This is a genomic window from Burkholderia sp. WTPI3 (assembly GCF_021483755.1).
In the GTDB taxonomy this organism is placed as follows: Bacteria; Pseudomonadota; Gammaproteobacteria; order Burkholderiales; family Burkholderiaceae; genus Burkholderia.
Map to the genome: position 1 here is coordinate 1 of NZ_JAGIXF010000196.1, position 2,866 is coordinate 2,866.

A 2,866-nucleotide genomic window follows, 5' to 3' on the forward strand; every position below is an offset into this window, starting at 1 on the left:
CCATTTCGCGTGCGTGGTCGGCGTAGTTGCGGCCGACACAGAACACGCGGCGCACCGGAAAGCGCGCGGACGACTGTTCGACTTCGACGGAAGGACGCTCGGAAGCGTCGATGACGTATGCGGACATCGGATGGCCTCGTTCGATGGATAGACGGATGCCGACGCCCGCGCAACGCGGCACGGGCCGGCATGCATGAAACGATACCCGACGCATGCGCTCCCGGATGCGACGCAACTGCGTTTTAACCGGACAAAACTACGCGTCGCCGGCCGCGGGTATGTCGTCGGCGTCGGGTAGCGCGGCGTTCGCGTCCCGGTACGCCTTCGGCGACACGCCGACCCGCGCGCGAAAGCGCCGGGCGAAATACCCTTCGTCGCGGAAGCCGACCGAGCGCGCGATGTCCGCGATGCGCCGGCTCGTATGCGCGAGCAACGATTGTGCGAGCGCGATCCGGCGCTCGGTCACGAGATCGGTGAAGGTGCTGCCGGTTTCCTTGCGCACCAGATGCGCGAGGTAGTTCGGCGACAGGAACGCGGCCTCGGCGGTCGCGGCGAGCGTCAGGTCCTCGCGGGTCAGGTTCGCGCGCACATGGCGCAGCACGCGCGCAAGCGCGTCGCGCCGGCCGGCCCGTTGCGCGCCGCGCTGCGCGAGCTTGTCGAGCGCGCCCGCGTACTGCGTGCAGACGAGCCCGATCAGTTGCAGCAGGTAGCCGCGCAGCAGCGTGGTCGAGCCGAACGTGCGCACACGGTCGGTGTCGAGCATGCACAGCGCGAGGCGGCGCGCCTCGTCGAACGCGTCGCCGGTCAGAATGAAATCGAGGTGCTCCTGGAAGCGGAACGGCGTCAGCTCGGGAAAGCGGTGCGCGGGCACGTCCTCGAGATCGAGCGGATCGACGTCGAGATCGGCGCGCAGGAACGCCTGGCTGAAGTTGATCACGATGAAATGCGCGCCTTCCGGATGCGGAATCAGGTGCTCGCGGTGCGGTAGCACGAACGCGAGCGCGCCGCGCGGAAACGGCCGCGTGACGCCGCCGATCCGCTGCTCGGTGTCGCCGCCGAGGTTGAACTGGATCTGGAAATACGCGTGCCGGTGCGGCTCGGTGATCGCCTGGCGCGAGGTCTGGTCGCGGATGTAGAAATCGAGCCGGTCGCTGCGTTCGGGCATCCCGTACAGGCGCGGCGGGGCGGTGGAGGGCATGAAGGATTCTGCTGTTCGTGGCGCGGTTGAGCCGCGATGGTACAGCGAAATCGGTCTGCCCCGGACGTCGGCCGAAATCGGAGGCCGGAAGCGGGCCGCGTTGCGGAGCCGGCGGGCGGGTGAGCAGGGGACGGGGCCGGGACGCCGAATCGTGCCGGCGGCCCCGAGCGCCGTTACTGCGCGGTGTAACCGCCGTCGACCATCAGCGACGAGCCGTTGATGAACGACGCCTCGTCGCTCGCGAGGAACAGCACGGCGTTCGCGACTTCCTCGGCTTTCCCGAGACGCCCCATCGGATGCAGTGCCGCCAGCGCCTGCTTCTGCGCGTCCGGCACGTTTTTCAGCAGCGGCGTGTCGATGTAGCCGGGGCATACGGCGTTCACGCGGATGTTGTGCTGGCCGTAGTCGATCGCGAGCGTCTGCGTCAGCAGCTTCACGCCGCCTTTCGCGGCGGCATAGGCCGTCACGCCTGATTTTCCGACGTGGCTGTGGATCGAGCCGCAATTGACGATCACGCCGCCGCCTTGCGCGTGCATGTGCTGGATCGCGTATTTGTCGCAGAGATACACGCCGGTCAGATTGATGTCGATCGTCTTCCGCCATGCGGATTCGTCGAGTTGCTCGATCCGCGCGTCGTCGGCGATGCCGGCATTGGCGAACATGATGTCGACCCGGCCGTAAATCCGCACGGTTCGCGCGATCAGGTTCTGAACGGCTTCGCTGTCCGTGACATCGGTCTCGATATAGACCGCTCGTCCGCCGTTCTCGATGACGTCGTCGGCGAGCTGCGCGCCCTTGTCGGTCAGATCGGCGATGACCACGCTCGCACCTTCGCGGGCAAATGCTCGGACCGTGGCCTCGCCGATGCCGCTTGCCCCGCCGGTGACGATCGCCACCTTGTTTTCGAAACGCATTGCTGGACTCCTCGAGCGCGTGCTCGCCATTCGTTCGGACGGAAATCAGGCTAGCACAGCGGATTCGGCGAGGCGTCGGCGGACGCGCGTTTCGAGTCGAAAACCCGCATTACCTTGAGATGAATCGTGTTTTGCGGATTCCGGTTCGGGCGGCAATCACGGAAACGGCGCGCGGAAACAGCGGCGTTCGTGGCGGCCGCTCCCGTCCCGGCTACCGGTCGATCAGCGGCGCGACGCGCCGGCGCAGCTCGGGCACGACCTCGGCGTCGAACCACGGATGGTGCTTGAACCACGCCTGGTTGCGCGGCGACGGATGCGGCAGCGGCAATACGTCGGGGCCGTAGTCGCGCCAGGCCTGCACGGTGTCGGTCAGCGTGACCTTGCGCGTGTCGCGCAGGAAATTCCGCTGCGCGTACTGGCCGATCAGCAGCGTGAGCCGGATCGACGGCAGTTCGGCGAGCAGCCGGCCGATCCACAGCTGCGCGCATTCGGGGCGCGGCGGGTTGTCGCCGCTCGCGCCGCGGCCCGGGTAGCAGAAGCCCATCGGCACGATCGCGAAACGCGTCTCGTCGTAGAACGCGCCGGCATCGACGCCGAGCCAGTCGCGCAGCCGCTTGCCGCTCGCGTCGTCCCACGGGATGCCGCTCGCATGGACGCGTGCGCCGGGCGCCTGCCCGACGATCAGGATGCGCGCGTCGCGATGGGCGCGCACCACGGGGCGCGGGCCGAGCGGCAAGTGGGCTTCGCACGCGCG

Annotated in this window: 3 protein-coding genes and 1 pseudogene; all 4 read right to left on the reverse strand. The window is 68.1% G+C overall.

Annotation, left to right across the window (positions count from 1 at the left end):
* Window positions 1-127: pseudogene (locus tag J7024_RS37615) on the reverse strand (fumarylacetoacetate hydrolase family protein); the annotation flags it as partial.
* Window positions 128-256: 129 nt separating this feature from the next.
* On the reverse strand, window positions 257-1,198 hold the full coding sequence (locus J7024_RS36710; RefSeq protein WP_124825320.1) for a helix-turn-helix transcriptional regulator: 942 nt from the start codon (window positions 1,196-1,198) through the stop codon (window positions 257-259).
* Window positions 1,199-1,371: 173 nt separating this feature from the next.
* Window positions 1,372-2,112 carry an SDR family NAD(P)-dependent oxidoreductase gene (locus J7024_RS36715; RefSeq protein WP_124825319.1) on the reverse strand — a complete coding sequence of 247 codons (741 nt, stop codon included), beginning with the start codon at window positions 2,110-2,112 and terminating at the stop codon, window positions 1,372-1,374.
* Window positions 2,113-2,323: 211 nt separating this feature from the next.
* Window positions 2,324-2,866: uracil-DNA glycosylase family protein (locus J7024_RS36720; RefSeq protein ID WP_234746036.1), on the reverse strand; the 543-nt coding region annotated here is incomplete at its 5' end.

Coding starts and splice junctions, on each gene's coding strand:
- J7024_RS36710 (WP_124825320.1), bottom strand. CDS start 1,198: ATGCCCTCCACCGCCCCGCCGCGCCTGTACGGGATGCCCGAACGCAGC.
- J7024_RS36715 (WP_124825319.1), bottom strand. CDS start 2,112: ATGCGTTTCGAAAACAAGGTGGCGATCGTCACCGGCGGGGCAAGCGGC.